The 15631-nt window shown below is 65.6% G+C and carries 16 protein-coding genes; 5 read left to right on the plus strand and 11 right to left on the minus strand.

Annotated features, from left to right (window positions below; translation table 11 throughout):
• Window positions 1–139: 139 nt before the first annotated feature.
• From HK108_RS18320 to alr, 4 genes are read right to left on the minus strand one after another with little or no spacing between them, the layout of a single operon-like run.
• Complete coding sequence (locus HK108_RS18320) at window positions 140–646, minus strand: GNAT family N-acetyltransferase (RefSeq protein ID WP_181272578.1); 507 nt, start codon at window positions 644–646, stop codon at window positions 140–142.
• On the minus strand, window positions 643–1377 hold the full coding sequence (tsaB, locus tag HK108_RS18325; RefSeq protein WP_181272579.1) for a tRNA (adenosine(37)-N6)-threonylcarbamoyltransferase complex dimerization subunit type 1 TsaB: 735 nt from the start codon (window positions 1375–1377) through the stop codon (window positions 643–645). Before tsaB ends, HK108_RS18320 begins: the two co-directional genes overlap by 4 nt.
• Complete coding sequence (gene tsaE / locus HK108_RS18330) at window positions 1374–1979, minus strand: tRNA (adenosine(37)-N6)-threonylcarbamoyltransferase complex ATPase subunit type 1 TsaE (RefSeq protein ID WP_181272580.1); 606 nt, start codon at window positions 1977–1979, stop codon at window positions 1374–1376. Before tsaE ends, tsaB begins: the two co-directional genes overlap by 4 nt.
• Complete coding sequence (gene alr, locus HK108_RS18335) at window positions 1976–3190, minus strand: alanine racemase (RefSeq protein ID WP_181272581.1); 1215 nt, start codon at window positions 3188–3190, stop codon at window positions 1976–1978. Before alr ends, tsaE begins: the two co-directional genes overlap by 4 nt.
• Window positions 3191–3342: 152 nt before the next feature.
• On the opposite strand from alr, the gene HK108_RS18340 reads away from it, so the two are divergent.
• Window positions 3343–4020 (plus strand): hypothetical protein, encoded by a 678-nt coding sequence (locus tag HK108_RS18340; protein WP_181272582.1) that lies wholly within the window; start codon window positions 3343–3345, stop codon window positions 4018–4020.
• A 280-nt stretch (window positions 4021–4300) separates the two neighbouring features.
• On the plus strand, window positions 4301–4696 hold the full coding sequence (locus HK108_RS18345) for a hypothetical protein (protein WP_181272583.1): 396 nt from the start codon (window positions 4301–4303) through the stop codon (window positions 4694–4696).
• A 6-nt stretch (window positions 4697–4702) separates the two neighbouring features.
• On the opposite strand, the gene HK108_RS18350 is transcribed toward HK108_RS18345, so the two are convergent.
• The 4 genes from HK108_RS18350 to HK108_RS18365 all read right to left on the minus strand — a co-directional run bounded on the left by HK108_RS18350 (window position 4703) and on the right by HK108_RS18365 (window position 8318).
• Window positions 4703–6232: a bifunctional ADP-dependent NAD(P)H-hydrate dehydratase/NAD(P)H-hydrate epimerase gene (locus HK108_RS18350; RefSeq protein ID WP_181272584.1), complete on the minus strand. Its 1530-nt coding sequence runs from the start codon at window positions 6230–6232 to the stop codon at window positions 4703–4705.
• A gap of 106 nt (window positions 6233–6338) precedes the next feature.
• Window positions 6339–7655, minus strand: coding sequence for a M20 metallopeptidase family protein (locus HK108_RS18355; RefSeq protein ID WP_181272585.1), 1317 nt, complete (start codon window positions 7653–7655; stop codon window positions 6339–6341).
• 124 nt (window positions 7656–7779) lie between these two features.
• Window positions 7780–7992 (minus strand): HepT-like ribonuclease domain-containing protein, encoded by a 213-nt coding sequence (locus HK108_RS18360; protein WP_181272586.1) that lies wholly within the window; start codon window positions 7990–7992, stop codon window positions 7780–7782.
• A 20-nt stretch (window positions 7993–8012) separates the two neighbouring features.
• Window positions 8013–8318 (minus strand): nucleotidyltransferase family protein, encoded by a 306-nt coding sequence (locus HK108_RS18365; protein WP_139908696.1) that lies wholly within the window; start codon window positions 8316–8318, stop codon window positions 8013–8015.
• Between the two features lie 203 nt (window positions 8319–8521).
• Here HK108_RS18365 and HK108_RS18370 point away from each other — a divergent pair, with 203 nt between their 5' ends.
• Window positions 8522–8935 (plus strand): GNAT family N-acetyltransferase, encoded by a 414-nt coding sequence (locus HK108_RS18370; protein ID WP_181272590.1) that lies wholly within the window; start codon window positions 8522–8524, stop codon window positions 8933–8935.
• A 27-nt stretch (window positions 8936–8962) separates the two neighbouring features.
• Here the strand turns inward: HK108_RS18370 and HK108_RS18375 are convergent, their stop codons facing one another.
• From HK108_RS18375 to glmS, 3 genes are all read right to left on the minus strand, one after another.
• On the minus strand, window positions 8963–9583 hold the full coding sequence (locus HK108_RS18375) for a DJ-1/PfpI family protein (RefSeq protein ID WP_229664269.1): 621 nt from the start codon (window positions 9581–9583) through the stop codon (window positions 8963–8965).
• A 44-nt stretch (window positions 9584–9627) separates the two neighbouring features.
• Window positions 9628–10086, minus strand: coding sequence for a holo-ACP synthase (locus HK108_RS18380; protein WP_181272587.1), 459 nt, complete (start codon window positions 10084–10086; stop codon window positions 9628–9630).
• A gap of 69 nt (window positions 10087–10155) precedes the next feature.
• The gene (gene glmS / locus HK108_RS18385; protein WP_181272588.1) at window positions 10156–12030 is read right to left on the minus strand and encodes a glutamine--fructose-6-phosphate transaminase (isomerizing); all 1875 of its coding nucleotides are present in this window, start codon (window positions 12028–12030) and stop codon (window positions 10156–10158) included.
• Between the two features lie 211 nt (window positions 12031–12241).
• On the opposite strand from glmS, the gene coaA reads away from it, so the two are divergent.
• Both coaA and HK108_RS18395 read left to right on the plus strand, forming a co-directional pair.
• Window positions 12242–13279: a type I pantothenate kinase gene (gene coaA, locus HK108_RS18390; RefSeq protein ID WP_025779539.1), complete on the plus strand. Its 1038-nt coding sequence runs from the start codon at window positions 12242–12244 to the stop codon at window positions 13277–13279.
• Between the two features lie 253 nt (window positions 13280–13532).
• The gene (locus HK108_RS18395) at window positions 13533–15395 is read left to right on the plus strand and encodes an ABC transporter ATP-binding protein (protein ID WP_181272589.1); all 1863 of its coding nucleotides are present in this window, start codon (window positions 13533–13535) and stop codon (window positions 15393–15395) included.
• Window positions 15396–15631 lie beyond the last annotated feature (236 nt).

Consider the following 15631-nt stretch of genomic DNA (forward strand, 5'->3'; position numbering starts at 1 on the left):
CGTTACGGTGTGTCATGAAGACCTCCGGGACTCGATCATGAGTGTGGTTACCCATATCGGTATCGGAGGTCTTCGTTGTGTTTCAACTACCGTTCACAACGTGTCGGGGAAGTACACCTAGGGCGCGATTTGAGAAGGATCAGTCGCCGATCCGCAGACGCATGAGAATTCCCGCGGCGCCCGGATAGTAGTCCGGGCGCCGCCCCCATTCCTCGAACCCGAAAGATGCGTACATCCCCAACGCCGCAGCATTGCGTTCGTCGACCTCGAGGTGGACGATCTCGGACCCACGGTCCTTCGCCCAATTGATTCCGGCCTGCAGCAGGGCACGACCGATGCCTGTGCCGCGTGCCGCCTCGGTGGTGGCGATCGTCATCACATCGGCTTCCGCACCGGCCCCCGACATGACGATCCACCCTGCCAGCTCCCCCGTCGAGGCGGTGAACTCACTATCCGTGGCTGTGCCGTCCACATCCGTTTCCCCCGCCGATGCGGTCCTGGCGGCGAGCATGACCGTGCCGTTCTGCGCCTTGACCGACCAGTAGTAGCCGAGCGTCCAGGCTGTGGGTCCGAAGATCGCCGCGTCGTGGTCGGCCACCTCGGCGAGGTCCCACCAGGGAAGCTCGGCAATGGTCGTGGAGGTCATTTCAATGAGCTCTCGCGTACCGGGGTTGCTTTCGCATCGGGTTCGCGCAGGTATTCGGGGATCGGGTCGGCAAGGTCTCGACCGGCGGCGAGTTCCCGTGCCGCCGCGAGGGCAAGATATTCGGCACGAGGATCGGTGATGGACTCGGTGCTCGACGCTCCGAGGACGTCCGGATAGAGGAGGAATCCGCGGCCGAGCTTCTGATCGATCGTATCGAGCCGGTAGCCGTTGTCGGCGAGAACTGAAGCAACCTCGGCCGGTTTGGCCACGAACGGCCCGGCGTTCAGCGTGGCGTCGGCGGAGTCGTAGACGCTGAAATAGACCTCTTTGCGGCGGGCGTCCGAAGCGATGAGGACGGGGCGAACGGATTCGGTCGCGGCGGGCGACGCGACCTCCGACGCAAGTGCTGGGGAGCCTTCTGCCCTGCGGACGAACTCTTCGACGATCGCGGCTTGGGACAGCAGTCCCTTGACGGGAATCCCACGAGCCTGACCGACGGCGATTCCGGAGGCGATGCCCACCCGCAGACCGGTGAAGGGTCCGGGTCCGATGCCGACGACGACGAGTTCGGGTTGGGCATCCTCGGCGAGCACGCCGGCGAGCGCAGGACCGATGAACTCAACGTGTCGACGTTGGTCATCGGCCTGTTCGGCCGCGATGACCGAACCGGTGTCCGTATCCACGAGGGCCACAGAGGCCGACTGCGAGGTGTCGATGGCCAGAACGATCATGATTCGTCTCCCTCATCCGCGAAGTCCTCGGCAGGCAGATCTGCAGAGGCCGGGTCGTCGACTCGCACGCCTGCCAGCGCCGAGACAGCGGCCACAACCTGCGGCATCCGATCGATCCAGGCATCCCCGCGACCAACGAGGTCGACGGTGCGTCGTTCGTCCTCCACCTCATCCTCGTCGTCCACACCGACCGAGTCATCATCCCCCGCGGCTTCATCCCACACCGGGGTGATGGTGATGTCGAGGTGATCGCTGCTGAGCTGCTCGGCCAGGCCGGCTCCCCACTCGACGACCGTGATCGACTCGTCCAGTTCGGAGTCGAGGTCGAGATCTTCGAGCTCCTCCCCGTCGGCCAACCGGTAGGCATCGACGTGGACGAGGGCGGGTCCGCCCGAGCGCGATGGGTGCTCGCGGGCGATGACGAACGTCGGCGACGTGATCCGTCCGGCCACGTCGAGGGCTCTGCCCAGCGACTGCGTGAACGTCGTCTTCCCCGCTCCGAGGTTGCCCGTGAGAATGAGCAGGTCACCGGCGCGCAGATGGTCGGCCAGGGCCGCAGCGAACGTGCGCATCTGCTCCAAGGATTCGAGATGGACCCTCATCGCCCGTCTCCCTTCCGGGCGACCCGGTCGACGCGGGCGCTGAGCTGGGTGACGATCTCGTAGTTGATCGTGTTCGCCCAGGTCCCCCATTCGGCCGCACTCGGCCCACCGGGGCCGAAGATGACGACCTCGTCGCCGATGGCCACCTCATCGTTGCCGGCACCGATGTCGATGATCATCTGATCCATGGCGATACGCCCGACGACGGGGTAACGACGACCCCGGATGGCCACCTCGGCGCGGTTCGAGGCTGCCCGCGGCAGTCCGTCCCCGTACCCACCGGGCACGAGCGCGAACCGGGTGTCGGTCGCGGCGGTGAACGTCAGCCCGTAGGAGGCGCCGTGACCTGCGGGAATGTCCTTGAGATTGATGACGCTGGAGGTCAGCCGCATGACCGGCCGGAGCCCGAGAGCCGCCGGATCTCCGTCTTCGAGCGGGGACAGACCGTAGAGGGCGAGCCCCACCCTCGCCGAGGTGCCCGGGCACGGTCCCAGAGTGAGCGCTCCGGGTGAGTTCGCTATGTGCACATCCAGGTCATCCGATTCGCCGAGGCGGCCGTCCGCGGCGTCGAGCACGGCCCGCAGCTGCCCGTGGGCGGAGGAGAAGACCGCGCTCTGCGCCGCGGTCTCGGGGCGTTCGGGTTCGTCGGCGACCGCGAAGTGGCTCATCATTCCGACGATGCGTATATCGGCGCCGGCCTCGGGGTTCCCGGAGTCGTCGGTGTGGCTGTCTTCGGCGTGGCGGCGCAGCCAGTCGAAGGCACGGACGAGCGCTTCCGGGGACAGACCGTTGCGGCCGAGTCCGGTGTCGATCTTGAGATGGGCTCGGGCTGTGACGCCGGTGCGGCGGGCCGCCTCGGCGAGTCGGTCGAGGGCCCCGACCGTCGAAATTCCCAGTTCGATGTCAGCTCGCACCGCCTCGTCGAGGTCGGTGGTCGGTCCGTAGAGCCATGCGAGGATCTGCGCTTCGGGGCCGAGCAGGCTGCGCAGGCGAAGGGCCTCGGGGATCGTGGCCACACAGAACTCGCGCCACCCGGCCGAGAAGAGAGCGGGTGCGACGAGGTCGATGCCGTGGCCGTAGGCGTTGGCTTTGACGACGCATTTGAGGCGGGCGGGTGAGAGCCGATCGGCAAGGACGGCGGCGTTGTCGCACAGGGCTGCCTCGTCGATCTCGGCCCGTACGAGAGCCTCGGGGATGTCGAAAGATGTCACTGGATAAGACTACCGCCGACCCCCGTCGACCAGCACCTTCGTTACGCTGATCCCCCGCGACATTCGGCTCTGGCGCCGGTGTCGCAGGTGCAGCCGACGACGTGTTCGGCGAAGACCGGCTCGACGAGCCATTCGATGAAGAAGGAGACATCATGCACACCACACCAGCCCGCATCCTCGCGATGGTGATTACGGCTGTCCTGTTCGCGGCGGGCCTCGCACTGATCGGACAGTCCGGTCCCGCCGAGGCGGCCGCGAAGTACTGCACCGGCGTCGAGGCGAACAGTTCGGTGACGGCCGCGAAGGCCATCGAGGTCAAGCAGCGGTCGACGATCACCGCCGATATCTACCTGTGCAAGAAGTCCGGCGACCGGTACGTCCGCGACAGCGGCCCGTTCAAGGCCCGCCTCGGCTACAACGGCACCACGTCGAGCAAACGGGAAGGTGACGGCAAGACCCCGAAGGGTGTGTTCTGGATGCGCGATGGCTTCGGCACCTCGGCGAATCCCGGGCTGGGCAAGCCGTGGACGAAGGTCACCCGCGATCATGTCTGGGTCGACGGTGACGCGACGAAGGCCGAGGGCTACAACACGATGCAGCGGAAGTCCGAAGGGTACAAGGGCGAATCTCTCTACCAGCCGAAGCCGTACAAGTATGCCCAGGTCATCGGCTACAACGAGGCTCGCACACCGGGGAAGGGATCGGCGATCTTCCTGCATGCGAACACGGAGTCGATGAAGACCGCCGGCTGTGTGTCGATGTACGAGTCCAGTCTCGTCAAGGCGATGAAGTGGGAGGGCTCGACGAAGACGCAGATCCTCATCCACTGAGGTTCTGCTCTGTCCCGACTGTTCGGCCTGTCCCGACCGTTCGAACCATTCCGCTGATTCGGAGCAATCCGCAGTCCGACAGCATCCCCCGCAGGGACTACGTATCGGGCGGTGATTCGCTACCTCTTGGTGATGACTCCGAGCTGGACACCCGGCTCATATGGGACTCACCGACGAGGAGGACAGCGACATGGAACGAACCGGTCGACAGACAGAATTATCCACTGAACAGACAGACGAACACGAGCGGCAGGGGGCCTGGACGCCCAGACGCCTGGCGGTGACGGCGCTGTTCACCGCTTTGGTGGCCGGAATCGTCGAAATGGCCGCACATCTGTGGCCGTTCACCGACCTCGCGGAGAATGCGGGGGCGGTGGTCATCCGCCTGGCCGTCTACGCCCTCGTCGCCGTCGTGATCCTCCGATTCGCTCGCGGCAGGCAGTGGGCTCGGATCGTCCTGCTCGTCGGGCTCGGCGTGATCGGGACGGCATCTCTGCTCGTCGAACCCGTCATGTGGCTGTTCGGCGATGCCGATCTCGGCGCTTACTTCGCCGGTCTCGACGGCCCCGGAGCGGTGATCCTCGTCAGCCGAGTCGCGCATCTGTCTGCGGTGGCCGTCGGTGTGGCCGCCATGCTCGTCATGCACCCACGGAAGGTCGCCGGCGTGACCGGGTGAGCGGATTCAGTCAGTGCCGTGGATGAGTTCGCCGACCACCTCGGCGAGGGCATCGGCGAATCCGGACGCGGTCACCGCGCGTCGGCCGGCCTCGTTGTGCAGCAGCACTCCGACTCCGACCAGGCGAGCCCACTCGCGGGGTGGACGCGTCCGATCGTCACTGTCATAGCGGCCGTGGGCGGCGGTGATCGCGGCGAGCGTGCCGAGGATCCCGGCGAGCACGTCCCCGGAGCCCGCCGTGGCGAGGGTGCCCGGCCCCGGCGCGGGCAGAACGACGTGTCCGTCGGGGGCGGCGATGACCGTGTGATGGCCTTTGAGCAGGACGATCGCTCCGGTCAGCTCCGCGGCTCGCCGCGCCCATCGCATCGGGTTCGCCCCGATCCGACCGGCGGTGATGATCTCGCCGAGGAGGCGGCTGAGCAGCCGCGCCAGCTCGGCGGCGTGCGGGGTGATGATGAGCGGGCGGTCGGCCAGCCAGGTGCCTGCCATCGATTCGGCGCGGGCGATCATGTCGAGGCCGCCTGCGTCGACGACGACCGGTGTGCGGTTGCCGGCCAGCGCCTCGGCGACGCCCTGCACGAATTCGGGTTCGGGGTCGCCCGGGCCGAGGACGACGGAGTCGATGCGTCCGGAGGCGTTGACGACCTCGGGGTGGAGGCCGAGGACGTATTCGGCGACGAGCGGGGAGCCGAGATAGCGGACCATCCCTGCTCCGGTGTTCACCGCCGAGGTGGTGGTGAGCACGCCCGCGCCAGGGTAGTCCTCGGAGCCGGCGAAGACCCCGGTGACACCGCGGGAGTACTTGTGCCCGGTCTCATCGGGGCGCGGGAATCCGGTGACGAGATCATCGTGATCGAGCAGCTCCGCGGCGGCCGAGCTGGGGTCGAGGCCGAGGCCGATGTCGATGACGTCGATGGTTCCGATGAACTCGTCCACACGCGGATCGATGAGTTCGGCCTTGAGGCCGCCGAAGGTCACAGTGCGGTCGGCGTGGAGTCGTTTCTCTGCCCCGGTGTGGTTCGGGTCGAGGTCGGAGGGGACGTCGACGGCGATGAGGCGGCCGGTGCGGTGCGGGGCCCAATCGGCGGTAAGTGAGGAGATGTGGTCGGGCAGTCCGCGCCGCCCGCCCGTGCCGAGGATGCCGTCGAGGACGAGATCGGCGCGGGAGAGTTCGCGCAGAGCGTCGGCCCGGGCCGCATCGGCCTCGGCCGAGGTGAACGCGATGACCTGCGCCCCGGCGCTGTGTGCCGCGGCCAGTCCATCGTCGTGAGTGCGATCGAAGAGGGTGATGACCGTGACGGCGGCACCGCGCCTTCCCAGAGTCGCCGCAGCGAAGAGTGCGTCCCCTGCGTTGTTGCCGGGCCCGGCCAGTACGCTCACACGGGTGCCGGTGACCTGTCCGTGATCGGCCTTCAGCATGGCGGCCGCACTGTTCGCCAGCGCTCGGGCAGCCCGGGCCATGAGCGGGATGCCGGCTTCGAGCAGCGGCTTCTCGGCCTCCCTGATGGTTTCACTCGGGTAGGCGAACACGCTCATCGACTGTTCCTCTTCACAATTCTGCTCCTGATACGACGTAGCCCTGCACGGGACCTATCCCTGCACCGTATGCCGTTTCCACCGTCCGAGCCAGGGGTCGGGCGGATCATCCCTCGGACAGCTGCGCCAGCCGGCGCCCGGCCAGATGAGCGAGGAACAGAGCCTGGTCGGCGAGACCGTCGTCGCTGTGGCGGGCGCGAGGGGAATGATTGGCTTCGCGTTCTTCGACCGGCAGATTCGGCAGAGCGACTCCGAAGTGTCCATAGGCTCCGGGCACGGCGTCGAGCACACGGGAGAAGTCCTCGGAACCGGGCAGCGGATTCGCCTTGCGCACGGTCCGCTGCTCGCCGAAGAGGTCGGTGAAGGTGGAGAGGAAGAACTCGGCTTCGGCGTCGTCGTTGATCGTCGGCGGCAGGATCTGCTCGTACTCGACGTCGGCGCTCAGACCGTGGGCGGCGACGAGGTCACGAACGAGCTGAGGCAGCTCCACCTCGGCGCGGGAGGTCACAGCTTCCGAGAACGTGCGCACACTGACGACCAAGGTCGCGAAGTCGGGGACGACGTTGGGAGCGGTGCCGCCGTTGAACTGGCCGACGGTGATCACGAGCGGGTCGAAGATGTCGAAGCGGCGGGTGACGTACTCCTGCAGCTGGCCCACGAGCATCGCACCGACCTGGATGGGGTCCTTGCCGGTGGCCGGGCGGGAGGCGTGCGTGCCCTTGCCATTCACGGTGATCGTCATCTTCGAAAACGCCGCCATGTACGACCCGGGACGGGAGCTGCCGACGCCGAGGTCGGCGTCGGCGGAGACGTGGATGCCGAAGGCGGCTTTGACGCGGGGACCGGCGGCGTCGAGGACGCCTTCGTCGATCATCTTCCCGGCCCCGTCGAAGCCTTCTTCACCGGGCTGGAACATGAACACGACGTCGCCGGGCAGGGAGTCGCGGTCGCGGTGGAGGAGTTTGAGTGCGCCGACGAGCCCGGCGGTGTGCAGGTCGTGGCCGCAGGCGTGCATCCTCCCCGAGGTGGCCGCGAAGTCGAATCCGGTCGCCTCGGTGACGGGCAGTCCGTCCATGTCCCCGCGCAGGAGGACGGAGGGCACGACCCCGGTCGAGTCCTCCTTGCGGGCACCTCCGCGCAGGACGACGACGATCGACGACAGCCCCTCCCCCGTGCTCACCTCGACGTCGAGGCCTTCGATGGCGTCGAGGACGAGCTTCTGCGTCACCGGCAGGTCGAGTCCGACCTCGACGTTCTCGTGCAGGGCACGGCGCAGGGTGACCAGACCGGGCGCGATGTCGTTCGCGTCATCGGCGGTGGGCAGGTGCACCTGGGTGGCGGCCGCCTCGACGGGGGTCGGGATCGTGGGGGCGGCGAGGTCGGCAGCGGCGGTGTTGTCGGTGTCGTTGGGAAGTGAGCTCATGCCCTGAGTCTATTACCCACCAGGCGCAGGCGGATTGAGACCGATCAGCCTTCCTGGAAATCCGCGCGCTACGCGTGATTCTTCCGGCGGCAGTGATCGATCAGCAGTCTTCGCAATGGAGCCGCTACAGTCCTGTAGCGTCTCTGGCCTCATCGACGAGCTCATTGAGGATCGTGATCAGGCCGGGGATTTCGGTTGTGGTCGCCAACCAAAGTATTTCGTAGTTGATGTCACCGTATTCATGGGCAAGGACGTTCCGCAGCCCAACGATTCGTTCGAGTCCGGGCACACGAGCAGCGGTGTCGGCATCGTCTCTGCGGAGGCGCTTCAGCAGCATCCCAGAGATGCGCACCTGTCTTACGCTGCATAGACATCCCGCGCACTCTCGAACGCGGCCGCTTTGAAGAAGGGGTTCTTCACCGAGCGTTCCATGACCAGATCGACTCGCCGTCCGACGATCCGCTCCAGCTCAGCCTTCAGATCGAAGTAGTCGTGGAATAGATTGTCCCGTTCCGGTCGAAAAGTGACGAGGAAGTCGATGTCGCTCGTCTCCGGATTGAACCGATCCGTGAGCACGGACCCGAAAATGCGAAGCCGTTCCACACCGAATCTTTCGCAAGCGCTCCTGATTGCGTCAGTGTCGAGTACCACGGCGGATTCCATAAATCTATTCTCCCAGATCGGGAGCGACTCAACCAGGCCATATAACAGTTCCTTGCGAATACATTCACCTCCATCGGACGTGAACCGTACGCGGTGGTGGGCGATGGACGGATCTCATGAAGCGTCAGGGGTCCCGGTTCTCGGTGGCAGACAGAGAATTCAGCGAAGCTCACCATGTTGATCGATACGGCATACTGATCGTCATGGCCCAGGACATAGACCTTCGTGTGCGATTCACTGTTGATGACGCCCACCTATCTGCGCTCCATGCACGAGCGTTTGGACACTCAGGTGGAGAGGTGAAACCGTGGGGAGCGCGCCTGAAGCGGCACAGCCTGACGTGGATCGGTGCGTTCTCCGACGACCAGTTGATCGGGTTCGTCCACGCCTGTTGGGACGGCGGGGTGCACGCGTTCGTCCTCGACACAATTGTTGATCCGGGACATCAGAAGCGTGGTATCGGAAAACGACTGGTCCAGACTCTCGTTCATGAAATCAAAGCCGCCGGCTGCGAATGGGTGCATGTCGACTATGAGCCGCACCTCGAAGTTTTCTATCATGATTCGTGCGGGTTCAGCCGAACACATGCTGGTCTACTGAGACTCGCGTCCCGATGATGCTCGACTGTGCAAGAAGTCGACGGTTCAGACCAGCCCGTGGTGGGCGGCGAAGGGATCCCAATCGGGATCGGTGTGGATATCCAACTCGATCTCACGGGCGACGGTGGCGGCCGCCTCGGCACCGTAGAGATGGGTGATGAGTGCCGCAGTCATGTCCATGCCAGCGGCCACACCCGATGAGGTCCATCGATCCCGGTCCTCGACCCATCTGGCCTGCGGTATCCAGGTGACATCCTCGCCGTGTTCGGACGCCCACGTGAAAGCCTTCTTGTTCGACGTCGCCCGGTACCCGTCGAGCAGGCCGGCGGCAGCGAGCACCGCCGAACCGGTGCACACAGAGGTGATGAGCTCGGCACCGGCCGACCAGTTCACGAGGCGGTCGAGGAATGCTCGGTCGTCGACCAGCTGCCGGGTGCCCATCCCGCCGGGAACCATGACGATGTCCGGGTTGCTCGCTGTGTCGAAAGACTCGGTGACGATAACCTCGATGCCCTGAGCGCTGCGGACGGGCCCAGGCTGAGCGGCGACATAGGAGAGGGTGAAGGAATCCGGGAGACGGCTGAAGAGTTCGACGGGGCCGAATACATCGAGAACTTCGAAGCCGTCGAAGAGCACTACCGCCACATTGCTAGTCATTGAGTCCATCGTATCATTGTCCCAGCTGCAGCGTAAGTCTTCCTGCCGCGGATTCAGTCTTCCGGCCGAAGAACTCGCTTGTACATCGAATGGGTGAAGTGCTCCGCGGCGCCTTCGATGCCGGGGCTCAGCGACGGCCCGTCGCCCTCGGCGATGACGAAGGTCATCGTCAGGTGCGCATCGTGGGTGATCGACAGGTGGATGTTCGTTCCGCCGATGGCACGGAAGTGCTCGAGCACGAGCCCGCGCAGACGGAAACTCGGCGCACCGGACCTCGCGGGGACCACCTCGGCGGACTGCCACGGCAGCCATCCGGGGAAGCCGATCGCCTTCTTCAGCGCCTCCTTCGCGGAGAATCGTGCCGCCAAGGAGGCATCCGTCCGGCGTTTGCCGTTGCGTTTGAGCTGCTCACCGGGAGTGAGCAGACGATCGAGGAGTTCGGGCACGCGTTCGATGTGCTCCGCGAAGCGAGACACGTCGGCAATGTCAGTTCCGATGCCTAAAATCGCCATAACCGGTCCTCCTCAGGCTCCTCGACGGCAATCGGTGCCGGGCGATCTCCCGTCCGGCACCGAGGCGGATCATTCGACCGTGACCGACTTCGCGAGATTGCGCGGCTGGTCGACGTCGAGGCCCTTGGCCGTGGCCAGCTCCATCGCGAAGATCTGCAGCGGAACAGTCGTCAGCAGCGGCGCCATGAGCGTCGTCGTCTCGGGCACGTAGATGACCTCGGAGGCGAACTGATCGACCTCTTCGTCGCCCTCCTCGGCGATGACGACGGTGTTCGCACCGCGGGCACGGACTTCCTGGATGTTCGAGATGACCTTCGCATGCAGCGAATCCCGGCCGCGCTTGGACGGGACGACGATGATGACGAGCTGACCGTCGTCGATCAGCGCGATCGGTCCGTGCTTGAGCTCACCTGCGGCGAAGCCCTCGGCGTGGATGTACGCGAGCTCCTTGAGCTTGAGCGCACCCTCCATCGCGACCGGGTAGCCGACGTGACGGCCGAGGAACAGCACCGAACCGACGTCCTGGTTGCGGTCGGCCAGGGCGAGGACCTGCGACTTCGTCTCGTCGAGGATGTGCTGGATCTTCTCCGGGATGGACTGCAGCTCGCCCAGGATCGTGCCGATCTCGTCGCGGAATTTGTTCCCCCGCAGCTGGGCGAGGTAGAGGCCGAGCAAGTAGCAGGCGACGACCTGCGACAGGAAGGCCTTCGTCGAGGCCACGGCGATCTCCGGGCCGGCGTGGGTGTACAGCGCGGCATCGGATTCGCGTGGGATCGTCGAGCCGAAGGTGTTGCAGATCGCGATGACCTTCGCACCCTGCTGACGTGCGTGGCGGACGGCCATGATCGTGTCCATGGTCTCCCCGGACTGCGAGATCGCCACGACGAGCGTCTTCTCCGTGACCACCGGATCCCGGTAGCGGAATTCGTGGGCCAGCTCCACCTCGGTGGGGATGCGGCACCAGTGCTCGATCGCGTACTTCGCGACCTGACCGGCGTACGCTGCGGTGCCGCAGGCGATGACGACGATCTTGTCCACGGACTTGAGCACGTTCTCATCGATGTGCATCTCGTCCAGCGTCAGGCGGCCCTCGGTGTCGAGGCGGCCGAGCAGGGTATCGGCCACGGCCTGCGGCTGATCGTGGATCTCCTTGTCCATGAAGGACGCGAAGCCGCCCTTCTCCGCTGAGGCGGTGTCCCAGTCGACCTCGAACTGCTCGCCCTCGACGGAGTTGCCTTCGGTGTCCGTGATCGTAACCGTCTCCGGGGTGATGGTGACTACTTCGTCCTGGCCGATCTCGACGGCTGTGCGGGTGTAGTCGATGAACGCGGCGACGTCGGAGCCGAGGAAGTTCTCGCCCTCACCGAGGCCGATGACCAGCGGTGAGTTCCGGCGCGCGGCGACGACCTGACCGGGAGCGTCGGCGTGGACCGCGAGCAGGGTGAACGCACCTTCGAGTTCGGTGGCGGTCTTGCGCATCGCGGCGGTGAGGTCGCCGGTCACCTTATAGTTCTTCGCCAGCTGGGCGGCGGCCACCTCGGTGTCGGTCTCGGAGAGGAACTCGACGCCTTCGGCAACGAGGTCCTTCTTCAGGTGGGCGAAGTTCTCGATGATCCCGTTGTGGATGAGCGCGAGCTTGCCGCCGTGGGCCAGGTGCGGGTGGGCGTTGAGGTCGGTGGGTCCACCGTGGGTGGCCCAGCGGGTGTGGCCGATTCCGGTCTGCGCAGCGGGCAGCGGGTTGGCCTCGATCTCCTCGGTCAGGGCGGAGAACTTTCCGGCCTTCTTCGCCGAGGCGAGCTGACCGTCGGGCGTCACGAGCGCGACGCCGGCCGAGTCGTAGCCGCGGTACTCGAGCCTCTTCAGGCCGCCGAGCACGACATCGAGCGCCGAGTGGTCGGCATTGTCAACGGGGGCCTTGGATACATAGCCAACGATTCCACACATGAGGGAGATTTTACGCACTGATAGCCGATCTCGGGTATTCCGGCGAGTCACGATCGGGTCAACGTGACGAACTGCACGCGCACGCGGGCGCGGGAGAGGATGGTCGGGGCACACCGGACGGGGCCGGAGACGGAACGGTCACCTCGGTGAGGGTGGGGGCTTTCGCCGACCTGGGGCGGGCGGCGAACATGACGCATGACACAATGGTGGGATGAGCCATGTCGACCCTCAGTTGGACCGTGCGCGCAAGCTCGCCGGCCTCAATACCGCCCGGCGCAGCGAGCCGGACACGACGTCTCCGTTCTGGGAGTTCGATCGGGAGGTGTGGGGTACGCTCGCCCAGGCTACGCCGCTTCCGCTGAAGCAGCGCGATATCGAACGGCTGCGCGGGCTCGGGGATCGGATCAACCTCGACGAGGTGGCCCAGGTCTATCTGCCCCTGTCACGACTGCTCAACCTCTACGTCTCCGCACGTCGGGCGAAGCACGACCTGACCAGGGAATTCTTCTCTCCGCTGCACGAACGCGGGTTGGAACCGCAGGATGCCAAGCGAACGCCCTTCGTCATCGGCGTCGCCGGATCGGTGGCCGTGGGCAAGTCGACGACGGCACGTGTGCTGCGCGAACTGCTCGCCCGCTGGCCCGACACTCCGCGCGTCGAGCTCATCACCACCGACGGATTCCTCTACCCCAATGCCGAACTCGACCGTCGCCGCCTCAACGGGCGGAAGGGATTCCCTGAATCCTACGACCGGCGCAAGCTGCTCAAGTTCATCTCCGCCGTGAAGTCCGGGGCCCCCGAGGTCCGTGCGCCTGTGTACTCGCACCACACCTATGACATCGTTCCCGGCGCCGAGGTGGTCGTGCGCTCCCCCGATGTCCTCATCGTCGAGGGCCTCAACGTCCTCCAACCCGCCCGCCCCCGTCAGGACGGAACCGTGGGCTTGGCCATCAGCGACTACTTCGACTTCTCCGTCTACGTCGATGCGCGCTCCCGTGACATCCGCCAGTGGTACATCTCGCGGTTCCTCAAACTCAAGCACGGTGCGTTCCAGGACGAGGATTCCTACTTCCACCGGTACTCGCAGCTCGACGACGACGAGGCGATCACCTTGGCCACGGAGATCTGGGACTCCATCAACTTCCCGAACCTGCGCGAGAACGTCCAGCCCAGCCGCGGCCGAGCCGATCTCGTGCTCCACAAATCCTCCGACCACACCATCCGGAAGGTGCAGCTGCGGAAGCTGTGACGGGAGTCGCTGGTGGGTCTGGGACCTCGGACGGGGCGGGCCGCCTCGGCGAGCTTGCGATGGTACCTGTGATGGGAGTCGCCGGGCGGTGAGGAAATAGTTTCACCGCTCTGGCGGTTGCACAGTGTGCACTGAACTACTCACCGCCGGCGGGCCACCCGCCCGCGGCGGCGGCCGGATGCGAGCGATCCTCGCGCCGTCACGGGCTCCCCCGTGCATGCTCGGTCGTTTCGGCAGCAGAAAGGGACCCAGTATGAGCGTGCCATCCGCACATCACCTCATGTACTCCTCGGTCAAGAGCAAGAAGACCCCCGAGACGCGCATCCAACCGGGCATCTACAAGCGGATCGCCGGGTATGCGACCCGGCACAAGCGCAAACTCATCATCTTCCTGCTGCTGTCCGTGCTCACCGCGGGCATCGGCGTCCTCAACCCGGTCCTCGCCGGCGACGTCGTCAACGCGATCACCGGCGGCGGGCCCGTGTCCACGGTCGTATGGCTGGCCGTGGCCATCGGCGGGTTGGCCATCGCCGATGCGGCCATCTCGATCACGAACCGGTACCTGTCCTCACGGATCGGCGAGGGACTCATCTTCGATCTGCGCACGGCCGTCTATGATCACGTCCAGTCGATGCCGATCGCATTCTTCAATCGCACCCGCACCGGTGCCCTGGTCTCCCGGCTCAATACGGACGTCATCGGTGCGCAGAGAGCGTTTTCGAACACCCTGTCCGGCATCGTGTCGAACTTCGTCTCCCTGGCCCTGACCGTCGGCGTCATGGTCACGATCTCCTGGCAGGTGACCGTGCTGTCGATCCTGCTGCTGCCGCTGTTCATCATCCCCACCCGAATGCTCAGCGGAAAGCTCGCATCCCTGCAGTTCGAAGCGGCCAACAATTCCGCAGACATGTCGACCCGCATGACCGAGCGCTTCTCCGCCGCTGGTGCCACCCTGGTCAAACTCTTCGGCAATCCCCGCCAGGAGAACGAGGAGTTCGCCGACCGCGCCGGCCAGGTCCGCGATATCGGGGTCAAGGTCGCGATGCTGCAGTCGACGTTCGTGTCCTCGTTGACTCTGGTCTCTGCCCTGGCGCTGGCTCTGGTCTACGGCGTCGGCGGTGCACAGGCGGTCGTCGGCAACCTCAACGCCGGTCAGGTCGTGACCCTGGCACTGCTGCTGACCAGGCTCTACACGCCGCTGACGATGCTCGCCAACGCACGCCTGGACATCCAGAGCGCCGTGGTGTCGTTCCAGCGCGTGTTCGAGATCCTCGATCTCGTGCCCTACTTCAAGGAACCGTCGCAGCCGAAGGCCCTGCCCGCCGGCGGGTTGGATGTGCAGTTCGACCACGTCGACTTCGCCTACCCCAGCGCCTCGCAGGTCAGCTTGGCCAGCCTCGAAGACGTCTCCGTGCTCGACACCCGCGGCGGCGATCAGGTTCTCCATGACCTGAGCTTCACGATCCCCGCCGGGCACACCGTTGCCCTCGTCGGATCCTCGGGTGCGGGAAAGTCGACGATCGCGTCGCTGCTGCCAAGGCTCTACGACGTCACGGGCGGCTCGATCACCATCGGCGGAGTCGATGTCCGCGATCTGTCGTTCGCCGATCTGCGCGAGGCCGTCGGCGTCGTCACCCAGGACGGTCATGTCTTCCACGAGTCGATCCGCGCCAACCTGGCGCTGGTCAATCCCGACGCCACCGAGGAGCAGATGCTCGATGCCATCGACCGGGCACAGCTGAGAGGCGTCATCGATGCACTGCCAGATGGACTGGATACCGTCGTCGGAGAGCGCGGGTACCGCCTCTCCGGAGGCGAGCGTCAACGCCTGACCATCGCCCGGATGCTGCTGGCGTCTCCGGAGATCGTCGTCCTCGATGAGGCCACCTCGGCGTTGGATTCGACGAATGAGGCCGCGATCCAGCGTGCCCTGGCCCAGGCGATGCACGGGCGGACGGCCCTGGTCATCGCCCACCGTCTGTCGACGATCCGGCAGGCCGACACGATCCTCGTCGTCGAGGCCGGTCGCATCATTGAGAAGGGCACTCACGAGGAGCTCGTCGGTCGCGGCGGCCGCTACGCCGAGCTCTATGCCACCCAGTTCGCCTCGAGCTGAGGGCGCGACGCTGAACCACTCTCGGTGCGAGTCCCGCACCGACGCCGCAGGGTCAGAGACTTCCTCGAGTCAAGTGTGCGCAGATTGCCGGTTTCGAGCCGAAATTGTGCAATCTCGCGGGGTGTCAAGCTGTTTGGAGTCACTCACGCTGCTTCAGCAGTGATTTCTTGGACTTCAACTAGGACTGGTTCGTGATTGATACCGACCACACCGGCCGGCTTCGGCACCTGCGGTGG

Source organism: Brevibacterium sediminis, assembly GCF_013623905.1.
GTDB classification, from domain to species: Bacteria; Actinomycetota; Actinomycetes; order Actinomycetales; family Brevibacteriaceae; genus Brevibacterium; species Brevibacterium sediminis.

Coding starts and splice junctions, on each gene's coding strand:
- HK108_RS18320 (WP_181272578.1), bottom strand. CDS start 646: ATGACCTCCACGACCATTGCCGAGCTTCCCTGGTGGGACCTCGCCGAG.
- tsaB (WP_181272579.1), bottom strand. CDS start 1,377: ATGATCGTTCTGGCCATCGACACCTCGCAGTCGGCCTCTGTGGCCCTC.
- tsaE (WP_181272580.1), bottom strand. CDS start 1,979: ATGAGGGTCCATCTCGAATCCTTGGAGCAGATGCGCACGTTCGCTGCG.
- HK108_RS18340 (WP_181272582.1), top strand. CDS start 3,343: ATGCACACCACACCAGCCCGCATCCTCGCGATGGTGATTACGGCTGTC.
- HK108_RS18350 (WP_181272584.1), bottom strand. CDS start 6,232: ATGAGCGTGTTCGCCTACCCGAGTGAAACCATCAGGGAGGCCGAGAAG.
- HK108_RS18355 (WP_181272585.1), bottom strand. CDS start 7,655: ATGAGCTCACTTCCCAACGACACCGACAACACCGCCGCTGCCGACCTC.
- HK108_RS18360 (WP_181272586.1), bottom strand. CDS start 7,992: ATGCTGCTGAAGCGCCTCCGCAGAGACGATGCCGACACCGCTGCTCGT.
- HK108_RS18365 (WP_139908696.1), bottom strand. CDS start 8,318: ATGGAATCCGCCGTGGTACTCGACACTGACGCAATCAGGAGCGCTTGC.
- HK108_RS18370 (WP_181272590.1), top strand. CDS start 8,522: ATGGCCCAGGACATAGACCTTCGTGTGCGATTCACTGTTGATGACGCC.
- HK108_RS18375 (WP_229664269.1), bottom strand. CDS start 9,583: ATGGACTCAATGACTAGCAATGTGGCGGTAGTGCTCTTCGACGGCTTC.
- HK108_RS18380 (WP_181272587.1), bottom strand. CDS start 10,086: ATGGCGATTTTAGGCATCGGAACTGACATTGCCGACGTGTCTCGCTTC.
- glmS (WP_181272588.1), bottom strand. CDS start 12,030: ATGTGTGGAATCGTTGGCTATGTATCCAAGGCCCCCGTTGACAATGCC.
- coaA (WP_025779539.1), top strand. CDS start 12,242: ATGAGCCATGTCGACCCTCAGTTGGACCGTGCGCGCAAGCTCGCCGGC.
- HK108_RS18395 (WP_181272589.1), top strand. CDS start 13,533: ATGAGCGTGCCATCCGCACATCACCTCATGTACTCCTCGGTCAAGAGC.